The sequence below is a fragment of the Roseomonas gilardii subsp. gilardii genome, assembly GCF_023078375.1.
Classification (GTDB): domain Bacteria; phylum Pseudomonadota; class Alphaproteobacteria; order Acetobacterales; family Acetobacteraceae; genus Roseomonas; species Roseomonas gilardii.
The window spans coordinates 335,536-355,806 of sequence record NZ_CP095554.1 but is presented as its reverse complement, the minus strand read 5'-3'; the positions used below and the strand labels follow the sequence as shown (position 1 = coordinate 355,806).

21 protein-coding genes and 1 pseudogene are annotated in these 20,271 nt (G+C 66.0%); 5 read left to right on the top strand and 17 right to left on the bottom strand.

Annotated elements, in window-relative coordinates:
* Positions 1 to 6 precede the first annotated feature (6 nt).
* The 3 genes from MVG78_RS01660 to trbB are packed head-to-tail and all read right to left on the bottom strand — an operon-like array spanning position 7 to position 1,597.
* Positions 7 to 288: a VirB3 family type IV secretion system protein gene (locus MVG78_RS01660; RefSeq protein ID WP_100652151.1), complete on the bottom strand. Its 282-nt coding sequence runs from the start codon at positions 286 to 288 to the stop codon at positions 7 to 9.
* Complete coding sequence (locus tag MVG78_RS01655; RefSeq protein ID WP_247557684.1) at positions 288 to 620, bottom strand: TrbC/VirB2 family type IV secretion system protein; 333 nt, start codon at positions 618 to 620, stop codon at positions 288 to 290. Before MVG78_RS01655 ends, MVG78_RS01660 begins: the two co-directional genes overlap by 1 nt.
* Entirely contained in the window at positions 617 to 1,597 is a 981-nt protein-coding gene (gene trbB, locus MVG78_RS01650; RefSeq protein ID WP_247557682.1) for a P-type conjugative transfer ATPase TrbB, read from the bottom strand. The genes MVG78_RS01655 and trbB overlap by 4 nt, the downstream gene beginning before the upstream one ends.
* A gap of 208 nt (positions 1,598 to 1,805) precedes the next feature.
* On the opposite strand from trbB, the gene MVG78_RS01645 reads away from it, so the two are divergent.
* A complete protein-coding gene (locus MVG78_RS01645) occupies positions 1,806 to 2,375 on the top strand; it encodes an ATP-binding protein (RefSeq protein ID WP_247557680.1) in 570 nt (189 codons plus the stop codon).
* A gap of 17 nt (positions 2,376 to 2,392) precedes the next feature.
* On the opposite strand, the gene MVG78_RS01640 is transcribed toward MVG78_RS01645, so the two are convergent.
* The 10 genes and pseudogenes from MVG78_RS01640 to MVG78_RS01595 all read right to left on the bottom strand — a co-directional run bounded on the left by MVG78_RS01640 (position 2,393) and on the right by MVG78_RS01595 (position 13,079).
* Positions 2,393 to 2,845, bottom strand: coding sequence for a GNAT family N-acetyltransferase (locus MVG78_RS01640; RefSeq protein ID WP_247557678.1), 453 nt, complete (start codon positions 2,843 to 2,845; stop codon positions 2,393 to 2,395).
* Between the two features lie 127 nt (positions 2,846 to 2,972).
* Entirely contained in the window at positions 2,973 to 3,434 is a 462-nt protein-coding gene (locus MVG78_RS01635) for a ribbon-helix-helix domain-containing protein (RefSeq protein WP_247557676.1), read from the bottom strand.
* 10 nt (positions 3,435 to 3,444) lie between these two features.
* Complete coding sequence (locus tag MVG78_RS01630) at positions 3,445 to 5,373, bottom strand: conjugal transfer protein TraG (RefSeq protein WP_428480791.1); 1,929 nt, start codon at positions 5,371 to 5,373, stop codon at positions 3,445 to 3,447.
* Between the two features lie 205 nt (positions 5,374 to 5,578).
* Positions 5,579 to 6,403, bottom strand: coding sequence for a LysR family transcriptional regulator (locus MVG78_RS01625; protein WP_247557672.1), 825 nt, complete (start codon positions 6,401 to 6,403; stop codon positions 5,579 to 5,581).
* Positions 6,400 to 7,341: pseudogene (locus MVG78_RS01620) on the bottom strand (IS630 family transposase). The gene MVG78_RS01625 and the pseudogene MVG78_RS01620 overlap by 4 nt, the downstream one beginning before the upstream one ends.
* A gap of 181 nt (positions 7,342 to 7,522) precedes the next feature.
* The gene (locus MVG78_RS01615; RefSeq protein WP_247557670.1) at positions 7,523 to 8,107 is read right to left on the bottom strand and encodes a histidine phosphatase family protein; all 585 of its coding nucleotides are present in this window, start codon (positions 8,105 to 8,107) and stop codon (positions 7,523 to 7,525) included.
* A 23-nt stretch (positions 8,108 to 8,130) separates the two neighbouring features.
* Positions 8,131 to 8,943, bottom strand: a complete 813-nt coding sequence (locus tag MVG78_RS01610) for a class I SAM-dependent methyltransferase (RefSeq protein ID WP_247557668.1) — start codon at positions 8,941 to 8,943, stop codon at positions 8,131 to 8,133.
* Positions 8,944 to 9,210: 267 nt separating this feature from the next.
* The gene (locus tag MVG78_RS01605) at positions 9,211 to 9,723 is read right to left on the bottom strand and encodes a glutathione peroxidase (RefSeq protein WP_247557666.1); all 513 of its coding nucleotides are present in this window, start codon (positions 9,721 to 9,723) and stop codon (positions 9,211 to 9,213) included.
* 396 nt (positions 9,724 to 10,119) lie between these two features.
* Complete coding sequence (locus tag MVG78_RS01600; protein ID WP_247557664.1) at positions 10,120 to 11,163, bottom strand: ABC transporter substrate-binding protein; 1,044 nt, start codon at positions 11,161 to 11,163, stop codon at positions 10,120 to 10,122.
* A 584-nt stretch (positions 11,164 to 11,747) separates the two neighbouring features.
* Entirely contained in the window at positions 11,748 to 13,079 is a 1,332-nt protein-coding gene (locus MVG78_RS01595; protein WP_247557662.1) for an esterase-like activity of phytase family protein, read from the bottom strand.
* 221 nt (positions 13,080 to 13,300) lie between these two features.
* Between MVG78_RS01595 and MVG78_RS01590 the strand changes: the two genes are divergently transcribed.
* A complete protein-coding gene (locus MVG78_RS01590; protein WP_247557660.1) occupies positions 13,301 to 14,320 on the top strand; it encodes a Bug family tripartite tricarboxylate transporter substrate binding protein in 1,020 nt (339 codons plus the stop codon).
* Between the two features lie 105 nt (positions 14,321 to 14,425).
* On the opposite strand, the gene MVG78_RS01585 is transcribed toward MVG78_RS01590, so the two are convergent.
* Together MVG78_RS01585 and MVG78_RS21445 are read right to left on the bottom strand one after the other, a co-directional pair.
* The gene (locus MVG78_RS01585; RefSeq protein ID WP_247560567.1) at positions 14,426 to 14,743 is read right to left on the bottom strand and encodes a hypothetical protein; all 318 of its coding nucleotides are present in this window, start codon (positions 14,741 to 14,743) and stop codon (positions 14,426 to 14,428) included.
* Positions 14,743 to 15,402: a DMT family transporter gene (locus MVG78_RS21445; RefSeq protein ID WP_282615035.1), complete on the bottom strand. Its 660-nt coding sequence runs from the start codon at positions 15,400 to 15,402 to the stop codon at positions 14,743 to 14,745. Before MVG78_RS21445 ends, MVG78_RS01585 begins: the two co-directional genes overlap by 1 nt.
* Before the next feature lie 63 nt (positions 15,403 to 15,465).
* Between MVG78_RS21445 and MVG78_RS01575 the strand changes: the two genes are divergently transcribed.
* Complete coding sequence (locus MVG78_RS01575; RefSeq protein WP_247557658.1) at positions 15,466 to 16,443, top strand: LysR family transcriptional regulator; 978 nt, start codon at positions 15,466 to 15,468, stop codon at positions 16,441 to 16,443.
* 281 nt (positions 16,444 to 16,724) lie between these two features.
* On the opposite strand, the gene MVG78_RS01570 is transcribed toward MVG78_RS01575, so the two are convergent.
* Positions 16,725 to 17,804 (bottom strand): hypothetical protein, encoded by a 1,080-nt coding sequence (locus MVG78_RS01570; protein WP_247557656.1) that lies wholly within the window; start codon positions 17,802 to 17,804, stop codon positions 16,725 to 16,727.
* A gap of 230 nt (positions 17,805 to 18,034) precedes the next feature.
* Here MVG78_RS01570 and MVG78_RS01565 point away from each other — a divergent pair, with 230 nt between their 5' ends.
* Both MVG78_RS01565 and MVG78_RS01560 read left to right on the top strand, forming a co-directional pair.
* A complete protein-coding gene (locus MVG78_RS01565; protein WP_247557654.1) occupies positions 18,035 to 18,478 on the top strand; it encodes a transposase in 444 nt (147 codons plus the stop codon).
* 86 nt (positions 18,479 to 18,564) lie between these two features.
* Positions 18,565 to 19,800 (top strand): argininosuccinate synthase, encoded by a 1,236-nt coding sequence (locus MVG78_RS01560; RefSeq protein WP_247557652.1) that lies wholly within the window; start codon positions 18,565 to 18,567, stop codon positions 19,798 to 19,800.
* Positions 19,801 to 19,912: 112 nt separating this feature from the next.
* On the opposite strand, the gene MVG78_RS01555 is transcribed toward MVG78_RS01560, so the two are convergent.
* Positions 19,913 to 20,185 (bottom strand): hypothetical protein, encoded by a 273-nt coding sequence (locus tag MVG78_RS01555; protein ID WP_247557650.1) that lies wholly within the window; start codon positions 20,183 to 20,185, stop codon positions 19,913 to 19,915.
* Positions 20,186 to 20,271 lie beyond the last annotated feature (86 nt).

The window sequence follows — 20,271 nt, the reverse complement described above, 5'->3', positions numbered from 1 at the left end:
CCTCCCTCAAACCGACAGAAAAGCCGGGATGCGCAGATGCCGCCGCCCGACCTCGACAAAGAGGGGATCGCGCTTGGCGGCCCATACCGCCGCGAAATGGCCGATTGCCCAGATAGCGATGCCGACCAGCCAGAGGCGCAGGCCGAGGCCGACAGCCCCGGCGAGCGTCCCGTTCATGATGGCGATGGCGCGCGGTGCGCCGCCGAGCAGGATATGCTCGGTCAGCGCCCGGTGGACCGGGACGGAAAAGCCCGGCACCGCGTCGAGTTGTTCGAGGCCGCCCGCCATCAGATGAGCGCCCCGCCGCCGAACGAGAAGAACGACAGGAAGAAGCTGGACGCCGCGAAGGCGATGGACAGGCCGAAGACGATCTGGATCAGCTTGCGGAAACCACCGCCCGTATCGCCGAAGGCCAAAGTCAGGCCAGTCACGATGATGATGATGACGGCGATGATCTTGGCGACCGGCCCCTCGATGGACTGGAGAATGCTCTGGAGCGGGGCTTCCCACGGCATCGACGAACCGGACGCATGGGCAGCCGGTGCGAGAAACATGCTGATGGCAAGGGTGGATGCGGCGGTCGCGGCGAAGCGATAGCCGCGCGAAAGGGTGTGGATCATGAAGGGTCTCCTGTTCTGATGGTTGCGGGGTTGATGCGGTAGTCGCCGTCCGGGCCGAGACCTTCGACGCGGGCAAGTTCGGCCAGCCGACGCGCGGAGCCGCGCCCGGAAAGGACGGCAACAAGGTCGATAGTCTCGGCGATCAGGGCGCGCGGGACGGTGACGACAGCCTCTTGGATGAGCTGTTCAAGGCGACGCAGCGCACCGATGCCGGTGCCGGCGTGGATGGTTCCGATCCCGCCCGGATGGCCGGTGCCCCACGCTTTCAGAAGGTCGAGGGCTTCGGAACCGCGCACCTCGCCGATGGGGATACGGTCGGGGCGCAGGCGCAGCGAGGAACGGACCAGATCGGAAAGCGTCGCCACGCCGTCTTTCGTTCGCATGGCGACAAGGTTCGGCGCAGCACATTGCAGCTCGCGCGTGTCCTCAATGATGACGACGCGATCCTGCGTTTTCGCCACCTCGGCGAGCAGCGCGTTGGCCAGCGTGGTCTTGCCGGTGCTGGTGCCGCCCGCCACGAGGATGTTCGCTCGTGCTGCCACGGCTTCGCGTAGCGTTTCCGCCTGATCGGCGGACATGATGCCCGCCGCCACATAGTCGTCGAGCGTGAACACCGCGACGGCGGGTTTGCGGATGGCGAAGGTCGGGGCGGCGACAACGGGCGGCAGCAGGCCCTCGAACCGCTCGCCGCTCTCGGGCAGTTCGGCCGAGACGCGCGGACTGCGGGCGTGAACCTCCGCGCCGACATGATGCGCGACCAGCCGGATGATGCGCTCGCCATCGGCGGGGGACAGCCGTTCGCCCGTGTCGGAAAGCCCTTCGGACAGCCTGTCCACCCAAAGGCGGCCATCCGGGTTCAACATCACCTCGACCACGGCCGGGTCTTCGAGCAGCTGCGCGATTGCCGGCCCGAGCGCGGTGCGCAACATGCGCGCGCCGCGTGCAATCGCATCCTGTCTGTGGTGGTTGGTGATCATGTCGGCCCCGGCTTCTGGCGGGGCGCAACAGGCAATCCCCGGATCGGGGTCGATTAAGAAAGACCGAAATCGGGCCGGTTCAACAAGTATTTACGCGCGTGCGGGCATCGGCGGCGATCGGCGGCAAATAGGATGGGTGGGGCAGCCTATGTTGATCGGGTCAAGCCGCATGAATATGAAGGCAGGTATGAAAAGGGAATCGATCTGAATGCACGGCAAGCCGAAAATATACATAACGGGAGCTTCCTGTTCCGGCGTCTCAACGCTCGGTGCGGCCCTGTCAAACCGGTTCGACATTCCACATATCGATGTCGATGACTTCTACTGGATGCCGACCGACCCGCCGTTCAGCGTCAAGCGCCCGCCCAAAGATCGCGTGAAACTGATCGCAGAACAGCAAGCTGCGTCCGATGGATGGGTATTGACCGGCTCCTTCATCGGATGGGGAGAGGGCCTGATCCGTGACGTTGATCTGATTGTCTTTCTCTACACGCCTGCGGCCGTCAGGTTGCAACGTCTCGACCAGCGCGAGGCAGCGCGCCACGGTGATCGCATCCTTCCCGGCGGTGACATGCACGGAGCGCATCTGGCGTTTCGGAAATGGGCGTCAGGCTATGATGATCCCAACTTCACCGGGCGGAACCTCGCTCAACATGAACGCTGGCTTCGACAGCAAACGGCTCCGGTTCTCAGACTACAAGGCAAGAAGCCGACAGATGAGCTGGCAGACGTGGTAGCGAGCGAGATCGCGCTCATTGGTGAGAGGGCGGGGAGTTAGCCCGCCCTCTCCAAAGTTCATGTGCTCAGCGTCAATCGCGCGTTCTCGAACGGCATGCCCTCATCATCGTAAGGACGACGTGAGACTTCTCTGAAACCGAGGCTCGTATAGAAGCTGACGGCCTGTTCGTTCTGCGTATAAACCTCGAGCGTCAGTTCCCCTTTCCTTTCCAGCGCGTAGGCGATCAGTTGTCGTCCAACGCCCTTTCCCTGTTGTCCGGGGGCAACGAAAATGCCGCCGACGAATTTGTCAAGGAGGCTGATGAAACCGAGCGACTTGTTCCCCTGGCAGGCAACCAAGGTCTCGGAATTGGGCAAATACTTGTCTTCGATCAGCAGCCGCTGTTCCAGCAGGAGCTGCCTGCCGATGAAGGGATGCGCGATCAGGGAGGCCTCGAGCCATATGGCTGACAGCGTTCTTGTGTCCGATGCCAAATTGATCGGCCGGATAATAACGTCATTTTGTGTCATGATGTTCCTGCAGAAAAGACATGCGAAGAGGGTCGGCGAACCATCGTGCCGAACGACACCGCTCAATGCGGCTTACTAGAAACCTCTGCGCATAAATCTCCTTCTGCTTCGATCAAGCATATCCGCCTCATGTGCTCCGTTCAATGGTCTGAGGCTCTGCCGCTAAACCAAGGGCCTCATCGCCGGATACATCCCGCGACAGTTCCTTGAGGAATCTGTCTCCTGTCGCCAGCCTGCGGCCAAGCTTCTGCATGAAGCCCTCGAACCGCTCATTCCCCTTGATGCGTGCGGACTGTTTGGCGCTGTCCGGCAATGGTGGGGTCATGGTCAGCCAGAACTGGACGAACAGGGAAAGGGTCTCGCCGAGGACGGCGAGATCTTCGTCCAGCGTGCCGATCTGCCGGCCGATCTTGTCCAGGCGGCGCGACATGGCCGCCTCCAGCCGATCCGCCGCGTCGCCGGACAGGAAGGAAGCGACGGCGGCCTCGACGATGGCCGATTTCGACACATGCCGGCGCAACGCCAGCATCTCGACCTGTTTCAGCAATTCGGGGTCGAAATAGACATTCATGCGGGTGCGTGTGGTCATGGGCCGTCCTTCAAAGTTCGATGCCGTCATCGGGGTTCAGCGCCACCTGCCGCGCGACCATCCTCATGCGCTGGCGCATGGCGCGGGCCTTAGCCGCGTCAATGTCCGGCTCGTCGTCCAGAAACTCGAACTCCTGTTCGGGCGACGGCGGCGGGGCGACGATTTCCTCTTGGCTTGGCAATCCCGGCTCGCGGCGGATGCCGGCATTGGCCGGATTGCCCTCGGTCCCGTCTGCGGCGTCGGTCGCGGAGCGGCTTTCCGCCGCGACCACACGGTCGGACCAGTCGTCGGTGGATGGGCTGGGCGCCAGCGGAGCGGCGGCCAGATCGGGCGGGGTCAGGATACGTTCCTGAAAGCGAAAATCCTCGAAATAGCGGGCCTTGGTCGCGCGGATCGGCGGCGTGCCCGCGACCATCACGATTTCATCGGTGGGCGGAAGCTGCATGATCTCGCCGGGCGTGAGAAGCGGCCGGGCCGTCTCCTGCCGCGACACCATGAGATGCCCAAGCCACGGGGCCAGCCGGTGCCCGGCATAGTTCGTGGAATCGCGCAGCTCGGTCGCGGTGCCGAGCGCGTCGCTCACCCTTTTGGCGGTGCGCTCGTCGTTCGTGGCGAAGCTGACGCGGACGTGGCAGTTGTCGAGGATCGCGTTGTTCGGCCCATAGGCGCGCTCGATCTGGTTGAGACTCTGCGCGATCAGGAAGCCTTTGATTCCATACCCCGCCATGAAGGCGAGCGCCGATTCAAAGAAATCGAGCCGGCCGAGCGCCGGAAACTCGTCCAGCATCAACAGCAAGCGATGGCGTTTGGCCGAAGTGGTCAATTCCTCGGTCAACCGCCTGCCGATCTGGTTGAGGATCAGGCGGATGAGCGGCTTGGTGCGGTTTATGTCGGACGGCGGCACGACAAGGTAGAGCGTGACCGGCTGCCGGCTGCCGACCAGATCGGCAATGCGCCAGTCGCATCGTGCCGTCACCCGCGCCACCACGGGGTCGCGGTAAAGGCCGAGAAACGACATGGCGGTGGAAAGCACGCCCGACCGTTCGTTCTCGGATTTGTTCAACAGTTCGCGGGCGGACGACGCAATGACGGGATGAACGCCGCTCGGCCCAAGATGCGGCGTGTCCATCATGGCGCGCAAGGTCGCCTCAACCGGGCGGCGCGGATCGGACAGGAAGTTGGCGACGCCCGCCAGCGTCTTGTCCTTCTCCGCATAGAGAACATGCAGAATCGCGCCGACCAGAAGCGAATGGGAAGTCTTTTCCCAATGGTTGCGCTTGTCGAGGCTGCCTTCGGGATCGACCAGAATATCCGCGATGTTCTGAACGTCGCGGACTTCCCATTCGCCTTGTCTGACCTCCAGCAGCGGGTTGTAGGCGGACGATCCGGCATTGGTCGGATCGAACAGCAGGACGCGGCCGTGCTTCGCCCGAAAGCCGGCTGTCAGCGTCCAGTTCTCGCCTTTTATATCGTGGACGATGGCGGATGCGGGCCATGTCAGCAGCGTCGGCACCACCAATCCGACGCCTTTGCCGCTTCTGGTCGGTGCGAAGCATAGGACATGCTCCGGCCCGTCATGGCGCAGATAGTCCCTGTCGTATCGGCCGAGGACCACCCCATCGAGGCCGAGCAAACCGGCGGCGCGGATTTCCCGATCTTCGGCCCATCGCGCCGATCCATAGGTGGCGACGTTGCGCGCTTCCCGCGCGCGGATGATCGACATGAGGATGGCGGCCACAATGGCTAGGAAGCCGCCTGATACCGCGATTATGCCGCCCTCGACGAATATCGCGGGTGCATAGGCGTCGAAAGAGAACCACCACCAGAAGAACGCGGGCGGATAATAGACGGGCCAGCCCGCCGCCTCGAACCATGGCGTTCCAAGCTGCGGCTGGAAGCCGAGGCGAAACGCCGTCCATTGCGTCGCCGCCCACACCATCACCAGAACGATGGTGAAGACTACGGTGATCTGACCCCAAAGGATTCGGCCTCCGCGCAATGCAGGCTCCAATCGGCAAAAGTGACGGAGCCGATCAAAGAGTAGGCAAAATCGGGACAGGCAACAGCAAAGATGATGCGGGAGTGCTGCCGGATACTATCGGCGGCAAATAGGACGGTTCGCGTCAGCGCACCTGTCCGTCCCGCTACTGCTCCCGTGCCAATTGAAGCGAATCGCCGGAATGGCTCATCCTGCGTGCAAGCGCGAGCATATTGCGCAGAGTGGCGTTGCGGTTGCACGGCAACCAGACTGCCGAGAACGGGATCGGCTCCGGTTCGTCGGCGAACGGCAGGAAGACGATGCCGGTTGTCGGCAGCAGCGACGTGGCGGCTCCGACGATGGTGATGCCGAAGCCCTGCCCCACCATCGACAGCAACGTGCCGCGCCCCACGTCGAAGCGCTGGATCGACGGTGCGGGCCAGCGTCCAGCGAGGCGCAGAAGAATATGGTCATGCACCTGCGGGCCGGTGCCGCCATACCGGACAAGAAACGTATCGCCCGCCAGATCGGCCCAAGTGATGGCCGGTTCCGCAGCAAGGGGGTGCCGCTCGGGCAAAGCAGCAACAAGCGGTTCGGTCCAGATCGGTCGTGTATGGCAGTCGGGAAGCTCGGGCGCGCCAGCCACGAACGCCACATCCAGCCGGTTGGCACGAAGCTTCATGACCGCATCGCGGGCCGTACCTTCGGTGATCTCGACCTCAATACCGGGATGCACCTCCCGATATTGCTCAATCAGTTCGGCGAGGAAACTTCGGGGAATCAGGGCATGTATGCCGATGCGAAGCCGGCCGCACTCGCCCGACGCCGCCATGCCGGCTGTTTTCACCGCATAGTCGAGTTGATCGACGCCAACCGATACCCGTTCAACGAAAACGCGACCGGCTTCGGTCAGCCGGACGCCTCGTGTACTGCGCTCGAAAAGGCGGACGCCAAGATGTTCCTCCAGTGTCCTAGAGTCTGTCAGGTTCAAATAGAAGCATAGCCGGCATGGCGGAGGTATGCGGCGCATTCGTCGGCGGTGAAGGTCAAGAGCAAGTCGCCGATCTTGCGCCAGGTGGCATCGATGGAGCGTTCATCGGCCTTTCGCAGGAGGGTCTTGAGCTTGGCGAAGACCATCTCGATCGGGTTGAGGTCGGGGCTGTAGGGCGGCAGGAAGAGCAGCCTGGCACCGACGCTCCGGATCGCATCGCGGGCTGGTTTTCCCTTATGACTGCCAAGGTTGTCGGCGATGACGATGTCTCGCGGCCCGAGGGTCGGCAGCAGGAACTGTCGCACCCATGCTGTGAAGGACAAGCCGTTGATCGGTCCGTCGATGACGCAGGGGGCGACGATGCGATCGTGCCGCAATCCGGCCAGGAACGTCAGCGTCTTCCAGTGCCCGTGCGGCACCTTGGCCAGGAGCGGCGCCCCGCGCAGGCTCCAGCCTCGTGTGCGGGTCATGTTGGTCTTCACCCATGTCTCGTCAATGAAGACCAGGCGGGCCGGATCAAACCGATGTTGACGGGTCCGCCAACGGGCCCTCAGACGCGCCAGGCTCGGCCGTTCCGTCTCGCTTGCCAGCAAAGTTTTTTTTGAAGGTGAGGCCTTGGCGGCGCATAAAACGCCAGACCGTGTCATGCGACACGTCGATGCCGCCGGCCTTCAGGTCGGCGGCAAGTGCCCGCACGGTCCAATCCGACTTCGCCGCAAGGCGGCTGGTCAATGCTTCGGTCGCATCCAGCAGTCTCGGCCGACGATTGCCCCCACCTTGCGGGCCGCCAGACCATGCCCGGATCGGGCAAGTTGACCAATCCGTACCGCACTGGCGACCGAGACGCCAAAGCGTTTCGCCGCTTCTCGAACCGTCGACCCACCAGCCAACGCAGCTGCCACACGGATCCGCAAATCCAGGGAAAGGGCTCGAGCCATCGCCGCTGGCCTCCCATCCAGCAGCCATCTTGAATCACGGCCGCCCCGCGTCGCAGAAGTCAATTCTCGATTCAGAAACAATCTGACAGACTCTAGAGCAGATCGCCACAGGGCGTATGCGCCCGGCGGCGTGAAGCCGCTCCGCGGACAACGGGTACCAAGCAACAGGCGCCGGCACGCCTCACCGCCGCGGCGCGATCGCCCGCCAGCCATGCCGCGGCACCAGCCCCGGCAGTTCCGCCCGCCAGTAATGCCCCTGGAAAGGCTGGTCCTCCCGCCGGCTGATCGCCTTCCCGGCCAGGGCGCAGAGCAGCAGCGTTCCCACCGCCCCATGCGCCACCACCGCCAGCTCGCCCGTGCCACCGGCCGCATGCTCCGACACGATCCGCCCCACCGCGTCCCGGATGCGCCGCTGCGCATCCACCGCCCGCTCCCAGCCGCGCACGCTTTCCTCCGGCCAGGCGAAGAAGGCATCCGCCACCCGCCCGAACTCCTCCGGCGGCAGGAAGCCCGTGGCGCTGCGGTCGTTCTCCCCCAGCGCGCGGCACACCCGCACCCCGATCCCGAGCCCCGCCGCCAGGATACCCGCCGCCTCGATCGACTTGGCCTCCGTGCTCGCCCAGACCGCCCCGACCGAACCCAGCTCCGCTCGCCCGGCGAAAACCCGCATCCGCGCCACGCCCTGCGGCGACAGGCGCCAGCGCGCCACCGGCACGGAAGGATCGACCTCCACCTCGGGATGCGTCACGAAGAACAGGCTCGCCATCCGCATCCCCATGCCACGGCCGCTCAGCCCGGGGCCGTCACCGTGACGCACAGGAAGGCCGCCGTGATGGCGGTGCCGTCCCGCGCCGTGTTCTGGCTCTCGAACAGCGCCTGCAATTCCCGCTGGAGCTCATCCGCCCGTCCGTTCCGTTCCGCGGTCTCGAAGGCATTCATGATCGGCCCGTAATAGCGCCGGAACTGCTCCACGAACTCCGCTGGCGGACCGGGGTAGCGGAAGGCGTAGCGGTCCCGGAGGAAGGAGATGTTCCCCTCCGGCACGCCCGCGGCCACGAAGCGTTCCAGCACATGGCTTTCCACGCCCCATGTCATCGGGCTGACGAAGCCCTCCGACGGCGGCGGCGAGTAGGCGGCGCTGATCCGCAGGATCTGCGCCACCAGGGTTGGGTCGTTCGGGATCCAGTTCCCCATGACGATCCGCCCACCGGGCTGCGTCACGCGGACCATGGCCCTGGCCACGTCGAAGGGCCTCGGCGCGAACATCGCGCCGAAGATGCTCATGACGAGGTCGAAGGCATGATCGGGGATGCCGTCCAGGTCGCAGGCATCGCCCTGCTGGAAGCGGATATTCGTCAGCCCCGCCTCCCGCGCCCGCTCGGTGGCCGCCCGTACGAGCGGCCGGGAGATGTCCACGCCCGTCACCTCGGCTCCGAGCCGCGCGGCGGGCAGGGCCGTCGTGCCATCGCCACAGCCGAGATCGAGCACCTTCATGCCGCGCGTGATCCCGATCCTCTCGACCAGGGCCTGACCGCTCTCGCGCGTGGCGGCGGCGATGTGCGTGAAGTCGCCCTTCTCCCAAAGGGCCTGGTTCGGATTCATGGACGGGCTCCCACGGTTTCGTCCCGGAGACAGCGGAAGCGAGCGGTCACGGAGCGCGCACGGCGCGATGGTTTCCGCCCGTGCCCATGGGCCGGAAGGACATTCCGGAAACAGGACCGACCGCCGGGACCGGAAGCCAGACAAGATATTGCAATATAGAAACAAAATACATCACTGTCTTGTGAGAGCGCAATGCATCCCCGCCGTGCAGGCCGAAACGCCCCTGACCAGGAAGACGCGGCGCACCAGACTGCGTCCGTCGGCTTCCTACAGCAGTGCCTCGATCCGCTTCTCCAGTTCGGCGGGCTTCGTCGTCGGCGCGAAGCGGTCCACCACCGTCCCCTCCCGGTCCACCAGGAACTTGGTGAAGTTCCACTTGATCGCCTCGGTGCCCAGCACGCCCTTCTGCGCGCTCTTGAGCCACTGGAACAGCGGATGCGCGCCCGGCCCGTTCACCTCCACCTTGGCAAAGACCGGAAAGGTGACGTCATAGGTGGTGGCGCAGAAATCCGCGATCTCCGCCTCGCTGCCCGGCTCCTGCCCGCCGAACTGGTTGCAGGGAAAGCCCAGCACCGCGAAGCCCCGCCCCGAATAGGTCCGGTACAGCGCCTCCAGTCCCGCATACTGTGGCGTGAAGCCGCATTTGCTCGCGGTGTTGACGATCAGCAGCACCTGCCCCGCATAGCCGGCGAGCGAAACCTCCTCCCCCGCAGCGTCCTCGCGGAAAACCCATCGACCCCGGCCATGCCGTCCCTCCTGCCGCTTTCCCGGCTCCTTCATACGAAGGGCGGCCTCCGCTGGCCATCGCCCGCGCCCCGCATCCGGCCGTTGCGCAGTCCCCGGGGGGACAAGGCTCCGCCTTTCCCGGCCCCCCTTATCCGCCAGGACGCTGCGCGCCCTGGACCCCGTTCGTTGGCGCCTGCTGCGGCTGGATCACGCCGGAGGGCTTGGCCCTCCGGCGACTGCGGGTGCCACCAGCGCGGACAAGGTGATGTTCTTCTTTTCGGGAACCCCGCCGATCCACCCGCTCCCAGGGATCAGGCGTCAGGCGGACGGCACCCACCAGCGCCCACGAAAGCCTGGGGTCCGGGGACCGGCTTCGGTCCCCGGCGGTGTGGGGGTCCGGGGGCGAGGCAGCGCCTTGCCCCCGGGGCCGGCCACGAAGCGCCACACCCCTCAGAGCGAGACCCAGTAGCCCGGCTGGTACGGCACCGGCAGGAAGCGCTCGTGGAAGGCGCGGAAGGTCGCATCCGGGTCCAGATCGGCGAAGAGCTCCGGATGCAGCCATTTCGCCAGCGCCTGCATCGCCACGAACTGATAGGGGCTGTCATAGAACTGGTGCCAGATCGCATGCACCCGCCGGGTGCGTACCGCCGCCTGCATGCGATAGGCCGGGCGCTCCATCAGCCGCGCCAGCTTCGCCCGCGCCGGGGCCGGGTCGGCGCCGGGGCCGACGCCCACCCATTGCCCATCCGGCGCATAGAGCGCCCAGTTGCTCCCGGTCACGACCACCACCTCCGGCTCGGCGGCGATCACCTGCTCCGGGTTGATCACGCCGAACGTGCCCGGGATCAGGCGCGACGCGATGTTCTCGCCCCCCGCCACCGCGACCATGCGGCCGAAATTCTCGTCGCCGAAGGACATGCAGCAGGTCTCGTCATAGCCCGCGGCGCGCTCCACCATCACGCGCGGCCGCCGCCCCGTGGAGCCGGCGAGGCGGCTGCTCACCTTCTCCATCTCCGTCTGGCGGAAGGCGATCAGCTCCGCCGCCCGCGCCTCCAGCCCCATCACCTGCCCCATGATGGCGATGCTGCGCTCGGCATGCTCGAAGGGCCGCTCGCGGAAATCGATGAACACCACCGGGATGCCCACCGCGCCCAGCTTCTCGATCAGCCCCTGCCCATCGGTCGCCGGCTTCGATTCCAGGTTCATCACCACGACATCGGGCTTCAGCCCGATGGCCTGCTCGACATCGAAGGTGCCTTCCTTGGCCCCGCCGAAGGTGGGCAGCCGGTCGATCTGCGGATAGCGCTGCCGATAGGCGTTGTAGCCATCGAGATCCGCCTTGCGGAAATCGTCCCGCCAGCCGACCACGCGCCCGAAGGGATCGGCGGTCTCCAGCGCCGCCACCAGGTACATCTGCCGCCCTTCGCCCAGGATCATCCGCCGCGCCGGCCCGGCCAGCCGCACGCTGCGCCCGGCGATGTCGCGGATCTCCACCCCCGCGCCGCGTCCGGCGTCGCCCGCGCCGCCATGGGCAGCAAGGCGCCGCCCGCCGAGGCCAGAAGGGAACGCCGGGTGAGGGCAATGGAGGACATGGGGCGGCCCCTGTTGGCTCGAGGAGGGGCGGAACTGCCCCGGTACCGCCGTCTATGATAAGAAGAATGAATTGCAACAAAAAACTGCGGGTCCAGAACGAATCCCGGTGCGGGCCACGCGGAATTCCCCCACGCGACGGACGCGCGGCCGCCATCCTCGCATCCACCGTCTCCAGCCGGACCGCGCGAGCGGCCGGCGCTCTCGCCGGCTCCCTTCCACGCAAAGCCTGCGCGATGAACGGCCGCTCCCCTCGTGCCCCGGGGGCGGCCGGACGGGGCCATGAGCATGCCGGAGCCCATCTCTGCGCCTGGATATTCGCTGGCACTGTCCGGTCCGGCCGTATCAGACTTCCGGCGGACGGCTCCCTTTGCTCGCTGGCTTCAACAACCACGAGCCTTGGTACATCGAGACCGCACGGGGGCCGTCCCCCCCGATGGTCCCGGCCATACCGCCCCGGAGCAGGGGGAGCCGCAGGCGCCGGAACCCTACTTCCCGAAATCCAGCCCCAGCCCACGCACCAGCACGATCCGCGTGCGCTCCCCACTGATGCCGAAATCGTCGTCGTTCACCAGCAACAGCGTGTCGTCCGGCAGGATCGCCATCCCCTCCAGCTTCACCGGCAGCTCCTTGTGGTCGGCGGTGTCCAGCACCAGCCGCTTGCGCAGCGGCGTGATGCCGGTGCCCGACAGATCATTGCTCTGCTCCAGCGTCGGCCGCGTCTGCGGGTCGTCCCACCGGCTGCCCGCGATATCCGTGGCGCCGTCGTTCAGCCGCACCTCGAACAGCTTCGTCGTGCCGTCCGTGCGCTCCAGCACCAGCAGCCGGTCCGGCCCCAGCCAGGTCATCTCGCTGATCCGCGGCGCCGACTGGTTCTCCGAAGGGTCCAGCCGGAAGGAGCGCGGGTCCTCCAGCTGGTACACCCACTCGCCCGTCACCTTCCCCATCGCCGGGTCGAAGCGCAGCAGCCGCGTGTTCCGCGCCTGGCGGAAGGCCGCCGCATCCGGGTTCGCCAGCGGGTTCTGCACCATCGCATAGAGCACGCTGCCATCCGGCACGCCGGTCAGGCTCTCGATCCCCCGGTTCGACTGCCGCTTCGCCAGGATCGCCGGCAGCGTGTCCGCCACCTCGTACCGCGCCCCCGCCAGCTCCGCCTTGCTCCCGCCCGCCGGCACATAGCGCCGCAGCACCCGCCCATCCGCGCCGATATGCACGATGGAGGGCGCATTCTCCTCGCCGATCCAGAAGCTCCCGTCCGGCGCCCGGAACAGCCCCTCCGCATCCAGCGCCGAAGGATCGAAGTCCAGCCGCTTCCCCTCGGCATCGATCGGCGTTTCGGTCCGGCCGGGCAGGGGGTTCGTCAGCCCGGTGATCGGCCGCCCGTCCTGCCCCTTGATCGCGATCGCCTCGAACACCCGGAAGCGCTTCGCCGCCGGGTCCAGGCGCACGCCATAGATCGTCGGCGCATAGTCCGGCACCGGATAGACCCGCCCCTTCGCATCCGGCGGGCACAGCTTCTCCACCGGCAGGCCGGTGATCTTCACCCCTTCCTCGCAGGTGAAGTTCGGCCCCCGGTCCGACATCGTATAGACGATGTCCGCCGCATCCCCCGGCCGCCGATAGGCAGCGGAGCCGATCCCCACCGTCAGCTCCAGCACCTTCCCGCCCGGAAACCCCACCGTCCCGAGCCGCATGCCCGGGTCCTGGTCGTCCAGGATGGTGATCTGCGGCTCCGCGGCCCGCGCCGCCGACAGGAACGGAAAGCCACCTGCCAAACAGGGAAGGGCCAGGCAGGTGGCGGCAAGCAGAAGGCGGCGCATCCGAACTCCGGATTCTGTGATCTCAGGCGGCGGCGATGTAGCCTCTCCCCGCGCCACCGCGTGTGACGCTCCCATGACGTTTGCGCCCCGCCACACCGGGAACGCATGGACGTTTCATGCAATTTTCGTAATGATGCGCCCGTACCGCCCCGCCGAATCAGGCGGCCGCGAACAAGGCCGGACCCACCGGCCCCGTCCAGGACAGAAAGACAGAACCGCGCATGTCATCCCAAGACCTCTCGCGCCGCGCCGCCCTCGGCCGCACCCTGGGCCTCGCCGCCCTGGCCACCCCCATCGCGGCCACGCTGGCCGCCCCGCGCATCGCCCGCGCGCAGGCAACTTGGCCCACCCGCCCCATCACCCTCGTCGTCGGCTTCCCGCCCGGTGGCCAGACCGACTTCGCCGCCCGCATCGTCCAGCCCGGCCTCGCCAGGGCCCTCGGCCAGACCGTCGTCATCGAGAACCGCGGCGGCGCCGGTGGCAACCTCGCCACCGAAACCGTCATCCGCGCCAAGCCCGACGGCTACACCCTGATGCCCTCCAACTCCTCGCCCATGGCCATCAACCCCCACACCTTCCCCAACATGACCGTCAACCCGCTGGACATGGTGAACATCGGCCTCGCCCTCCGCTCGGCCATGGTCCTCTGCGTCCACCCCTCCGTCCCCGCCAGCAACATCCAGGAATTCACCGCCTGGGTGAAAGCCCAGAAGGACATCCCCGACTACGGCATCGCCTCCGCCGGCAGCCTCTCCCACTGCACCTCGGAACTCTTCCGCGCCCGCGCCGGCCTGCCCGCCATGCAGAGCATCCCTTACCGCGGCTCCGGCCCCGCCATGCAGGACTTCATCGCCGGCCGCTTCCCCATGATGTTCGACGCCGCCTCCGTGGTCGCGCCCTTCGTCAAGGCCAACCAGATCCGCGCCATCATGGTCACCAGCGAGAACCGCGTCCCCGCCTTCCCCAACGCCGCCACGGCGAAGGAACAGGGCCTCGACGACTTCATCGTCAGCTCCTGGATCGGCATCTCCGCCCCGCGCGGCACCCCGCCCGAGGTCGTCGCCAAGGTCAACGCCGCCCTCAACGAGGCCCTCTCCGACCCCACCGTGCGCGAGCGCATCACCAGCCAGGGCGACGAACCCGGCGGCGGCACGCCCGAAAGCTTCGACAAGCTCGTCCGCAGCGACCACGCCCGCTGGGGCCAGGTGGTCAAGGCCAACAACATCACCAGCGCCGGCTGACCAACCCCACGCCGCCCGGGTCCCACCCGGGCGGCCACCCAAGGCCGGCCGGGCAGGGACCCTACCGCCCCACCACGCCCCGGACCGGCCCTCGAAGCGGCACGCTCACCGGCCCCCGGCCGCCCCCGCCCCGCACCGCGCCACTGCCGGCACCACCTCCCGCGCCGCTGCCCCGGCACCCCGCGCCCCCGCCAGGCTGTTCAGCACCAGCGCCGCGATCACCAGCGCCACGCCCGCCATCTCCGCCCCCACCGGCACACGCCCGCCCGCCACAGCGATCGCGAAGGCCGTCACCGGTACGAGGTTGATGAACAACACCCCCCGCGCCGCGCCCATCGCCCGCATCCCGGCATTCCACCCCAGCACCCCCAGTACCGAGGCCACGCCGATCAGATACCCCAGCTCCGGCCAGGCCCCCGCCATCACCGCACCCCCGGCCACCGCGCCCAGCCGCCGGCAAACGCCGCCACGTCCAGCGCCAGGATGCTCACCACCCCCAGCGAACAGCTCAGCGCCGTGTACCGCAGCCCCGACCACCCCGGGAAAGCCGCCGCCCCCAGCGTGTAGAACACCCACAACGACGCCCCCACGAAGATCAGCGCCTCCCCGCGCCCGGCCCCGCCATGCACCAGCGCCAGCGGCGCCCCACGCGTCACCACCAGCACCACCCCCGCCAGCCCCAGCGCCACCGCCAGCAGCACCCGCCCCGCCGGCCACCGCCGCGCCCGCCACGCCGCCACCGCCACCGCGATCAAAGGCATCGTCGCCGGGATCACCGCCGCATGCTCCGGCTGCGCCACCCGCAGCCCCAGGAAAGCCAGCACCCCGAACCCGGCAAACCCCAGCGTCCCCAGCCACCACAGCCGCCACCCGCGCCCCTCCAGCCGCAGCGCACCCACACCTTCCACCAGCACCAGCAGCGCCAGGAACACCGGCGCCGTCACCCCGTACCGCAACAGCGTCAGCGTGAACGGGTCCACCACCCCCATCAGCGGCTTCGTCACCGCGAACATCCCGCCCCAGGCCACCGCCGTCCCCGCCAGCATCGCCCCGCCCCGTAACCAAACCGGCACCTGTGCCATCGGACCGCTCCATTGCTGTCTCACACACCCCACACCATGGTCGTGGACAGCCGCACAGGAAACGTGCCTCTTCCCACAATGCCCGCGCAGAAACGCACACCCCCGCCCGCACCATCCCCGCCCGCCCAGCCGCCCCGCCCCGACCGCGCCCTCGCGGACTGGGACCGCCTCCGCACCCTCCTCGCCCTGCGCCGCGGCGGCACCCTCTCCGCCGCCGCCCGCAGCCTCGGCGTCGATCACACCACCATCGCCCGCCGCCTCGAATCCCTCGAACGCGGCCTCGACACCCCCCTCTTCACCCGCACCCCGGACGGCTTCACCCCCACCCCCACCGGCGAACAGCTCCTCGCCGCCGCCGAACGCATGGAGGCCGAGGTCACCAGCCTCCTCCGCCGCCTCGACGGCGCCCCCACCGGCCTCACCGGCACCATCCGCCTTACCACCACCCCCCACCTCGCCACGTCGCTCCTCGCCCCCAGCCTCGCCCCCTTCCTGGCCCAGAACCCCGGCCTCCAGGTCGAACTCGTCGGCGACGCCCGCGCCTTCGACCTCTCACGCAGAGAGGCCGACCTCGCCCTCCGCCTTTCCCGCCCCGACACCCCCGGCATCGTCGCCCGCCGCCTCGGCAGCCTCGCCTTCGCCTTCTACGCCGCCGCCCACGACCCACGCCCCTTCGAGGACCAGCCCTTCCTCGCCTATGGCGACAGCGTCAGCCACGCCGCCATCCACCGCCACCTGGCCGACCTCATCCCGCCGGAGCGCATCATCCTCCGCGCCAACTCCATGCACGCCTTGCAGGAGGCCGCCCGCACCGGCCTCGGCGCCACCCTCCTCTCCTGCTTCTCCGGCGAATCCGACCCTGGCCTGCGCCGCCTGCCCGCCCCCCGCGCCATGACGCCGCTCCCCCTCTGGCTTCTCTTCCACGAGGACCTGCGCCGCAGCCCGCGCCTCCGCGCCGCCGTCGCCTTCCTGGACAGCACCATCGCCGCCCATCGTGGCGCCCTGCTGCCGGTGGGGTTTCCGTTTGATCCGCTGGATTGAGGCTGGGGCGTGTTGCGCTGGGGGAGGGGAGGGGGTGTTCCGGCCTCGCGCCGTCCTCGGGGGAAGGCTCCGCCTTGCCCCCGAACCCCCATCCGCCAGGAACCTGAGGTTCCTGGACCTCCCGTTAGACAAAACAATAAGTGTAGAATAGAATTAAATAATTGAACTTGAACAGATTGCCTAGATTCACCCAAATTAAAGTGTGCCCTTTAATCAACCTTGCAATTCTTTTCTATGTGATACTTTGAAAACAAGGACGCCCTCGAGGTTTGTGTCATTTATCAATTAAGTTGTGCGGCAGGAAACATCTGATTTGTATCAACTCCATTGTTGACAGGGGCTTGCGTTACATAACTATAGGTTATGGATGGAACTTTGATTCGACCTGTCCATTGATAAAGCTCATCACTCCACCGTTTGCACCACGCGGCGGCAACTATAAACCGTTGATCTTTTACGATAATATCCATGTGATATTCGGTATTGCTAAAAGGTTTGTCTGCCCGGCCGTTCTTCATCGAAACAGTTTCGTCTGATATGCGTGCAATATCAAAAATTTCGCCCTCTTCAGCACTTAAACTGACCCGATCACCCCATCCTTCTTGAGCACGTCCACTCTGGTTGCCGCAAGATGCCTGACTTGGATTGGAGTATCGGATATTTTGCTTTGAATTGGTTGTTGTAGAAATGAATGGTGGAAAGACAATATCCTCGCTGCCCAATTCCCTTCCTTGATTGACAACCTGGGCTGACACCATTAAATCTGTAGCAAGATTTCTGCGCGAAATGATGATCGTCGGTTCACCGCCAGCAACAGTCCACTCCCGCTGTAAACCGCGCGCGAAATTACCATTTGACTGGACATTAAAAATTAATGGGGCGGTTGCTGCTGGCTGTTTGCCAATATGAAATTTTAAGCTGACGAATGATTCTGTTGCTTGAAGGACTTCGATTGCAATAGGTGGATTGCTTGATATCACTTTCGATACACAATCCTTGAACGCTTCATTACTTGAAGCGGAGACATACCGCGCCAAATATGCTGACGATTTTTGCATATCCCAATTAATACCAAGTGTTTGAGACAAATCTCTTGTTCTCGAAACAGCATCTTGGTATCCAAGGGTAAATGGTACGCCGTAGATAGGTACCGTTATTCCACCCCCTGGATTGTTCGATGATGTGGAATTATCCACTTTCATTTTAAGATAAGCGTATTGTAATGCCAAGTCATCTGCCGTTGCAATGGTTGTATATGTTATTGCGTTAGCACAAGCTGAAATCAAAGATTCAGCATGTGCCGATCTTGGAGTAATGTACCCAAGCGACATTATTGTCATAAATAATACTCTGAGACGCATGTTTTCCTCCTGGGAATGGGCACACATGATCTTATAAATTCTGAGTCGTAGAATCGAATCCGCAATGATTAATTTTTGTTGATTATAGGACTTAATTCCTGTATGGATTTTGCGTTGCTTCTAGGTTTGCATATGCCCCCCACCCTCTCCGACCCCGCCTGGACCGCCCTCGCTCCGCACCTCCCCCTCTCGCCCCCCAGGGCCGCCGCACCGCCTCCCTCCGCACGCGGATGGAGGCCATCTTCCACCACGCCGCCACCCCCGGCGCCCCTTGGGCTTCCCTCCCGTCGCACTACGGCCGCCCCGACACCGTCGCCCGTTTCTTCCGTCGCCTCACCCATGCCGGCCTCTGGCACCGCCTCCTCCGCGCTCTGGCGGATGCACCCCCCTCCCACCCCCTCCGCCTGCTGCAACACGCCATCTGCCGCGCCGCCCGCCTCGCCGCGCGCCTCGGCGGCATGCCCCTTCTCATCCTGATCCGCCGCCTCGGCCTCCGCGCGGCGCTCCCCGCGCCCCCCTGGCTGCTCCCCGATCCCCTTTTGTCCGAAACCGTCGCCCGCCTGCTCCGCACCCTGCCGCTGACGCGCGAAAACCTCCGCTCCCTGATGGCCATCGCCCGCACCGCCGGCGGCCGCCGCCGCATCCCCCGCTCCGTCCGCCTCTCCTGGCCATGAACCGCGCCCCGCGCGGCCTTGCCCCGCCGCACCGCACGGGCCTAAACCGGCCCTCGCATTCCCATTCAGCAAGGACCGGCGGCGAAATGCGTGTGAAGGACGTGAAGAAGGTTGTGCTGGCCTATTCGGGCGGCCTCGACACCTCGGTCATCCTGAAATGGCTCCAGACGACCTATGGGGCGGAGGTCATCACCTTCACCGCCGATCTGGGACAGGGTGAGGAACTCGGCCCGGCCCGCGACAAGGCGAAGCTCCTGGGCATCAAGGAAGAGAACATCTTCATGGATGATCTCCGGGAGGAGTTCGTCCGCGACTTCGTTTTCCCGATGTTCCGCATGAACGCGCTCTACGAGGGCATGTACCTCCTCGGCACCTCCATCGCCCGCCCCCTGATCGCCAAGCGCCAGATCGAGATCGCGGAACAGATGGGCGCCGACGCCGTCTCCCACGGCGCCACCGGCAAGGGCAACGACCAGGTCCGGTTCGAGATCGCCTACTACGCCCTCAAGCCCGACGTGAAGGTCATCGCCCCCTGGCGCGAATGGGACCTCACCAGCCGCACGAAGCTCATCGAGTTCGCCGAGCAGCACCAGATCCCCATCGCCAAGGACAAGCGCGGCGAGGCCCCCTTCAGCGTGGACGCCAACCTCCTGCACTCGTCGAGCGAGGGTAAGGTCCTGGAGGAACCCTGGGACGAGCCCCCCGAGGTCGTCTGGCAGCGCACCATCAGCCCCATGGACGCCCCCGACAAGGTGACGGAAATCACCATCACCTTCGACCAGGGCAACCCCGTCGCCATCAACGGCGAGGCCCTCTCCCCGGCCGCGATGCTCACGAGGCTGAACGCGCTCGGCAAGGAGAACGGCATCGGCCGCCTCGACCTCGTGGAAAACCGCTTCGTCGGCATGAAGTCCCGCGGCTGCTACGAGACCCCGGGCGGCACCATTCTCTACGTCGCCCACCGCGCGATGGAGAGCATCACCCTGGACCGCGAGGCCGCCCACCTCAAGGACAGCCTGATGCCCCGCTATGCCGAGCTGGTCTACAACGGCTTCTGGTTCTCGCCGGAACGCCGCATGCTCCAGGCCCTGGTGGACCAGTCCCAGCATAGCGTCAGCGGCGAGGTCCGCCTGAAGCTCTACAAGGGCAACACCATCGTCACCGGCCGCCGCTCGCCCAACAGCCTCTACTCGATGAAGCATGTGACCTTCGAGGAAGACCAGGGCGCCTACGACCAGTTCGACGCCCAGGGCTTCATCAAGCTGAACGCCCTCCGCCTGCGCCTCGGCGCCATGGCCGGCCGCAAGGGCGGCGCCCTCTGATCCCGGGCCGCGAAAGCCCCGGCTTTCGCGGCCCGGCCTCACGCGCGGGACTATTGGACCGATCGCGCCCCATATCTCCCGCGCGGCGGCATGACACGGGGCAGGGCGCCCTTTACCACCCCTGCCACCCATCCGGGTCCGGCGGACCCAGCCGCCGCACCCAGCCCTGGGCCAGCAGCACGACAGCCCGGTTCACCACCGGCCACAGCGCCAGGCCGCCCATGATCGCCAGCTTCCAGCCCCCGTTGGGCAGCCACACGAAGGCGATCGCCATCATCAGCAGCCGCCACGCCCAATGCGGCAACCACCAGCCCGGCGGCCGCCACGTCGGGCGGCATGCCTGCAACGGGAACTGGCACGGCGAACGCCAGGCGGAATCGGGCATGGCCGATCCTCTCGAAGGATCTCAACCTGCCCTCCTGGCGATGCCCCGTTCCTATGCCCTCATGTTTAACGAAGCATGAACGCCCC